At 60.2% G+C, this 452-nt stretch carries 1 protein-coding gene; it reads left to right on the forward strand.

The features are described 5' to 3' along the window. Positions 1-452 (forward strand): tripartite tricarboxylate transporter permease (locus tag E8M77_RS24215; protein WP_348639906.1); only part of this gene is annotated, 452 nt, incomplete at both ends.

A 452-nucleotide genomic window follows, 5' to 3' on the forward strand; every position in this document is an offset into this window, starting at 1 on the left:
TTTAGATCCGATGAACCTGTTTGCGGTGTTTCTGGGCACCGTCGCCGGGTTGGTCGTCGGAGCGCTGCCGGGTCTGACGGTGACCACGGGCATTGCCGTCCTCATACCGCTCACTTTTGGCCTCGATCCGCTTTTCGCGCTGGGGATGATGGCTGGCATGTACAACGGCGGCAGCTATGGCGGCGCAATACCTGCCATTCTGCTGCGGGTACCGGGAACACCTGCATCGGTCGCCACCATTCTCGATGGATACGAGATGACCAAGCAGGGCAAGGCCGCCTACGCCTTGCAGGTTGCCGTCGTTTCCGGTGTCATCGGATCGGTTATTTCGGCCATCTCGCTCATCCTGTACGCACCGGCTCTTGTGAAGCTCAGCCTGCTGTTCGGCCCGGCAGAATATTTCTGGGTCGCAATTCTCGGCCTTGCAACGGTTGCTTCCTTGCTCGGCGACG

Origin of the sequence: Rhizobium sp. FY34 (assembly GCF_005222845.1) — a bacterium.
Classification (GTDB): Bacteria; Pseudomonadota; Alphaproteobacteria; order Rhizobiales; family Rhizobiaceae; genus Neorhizobium.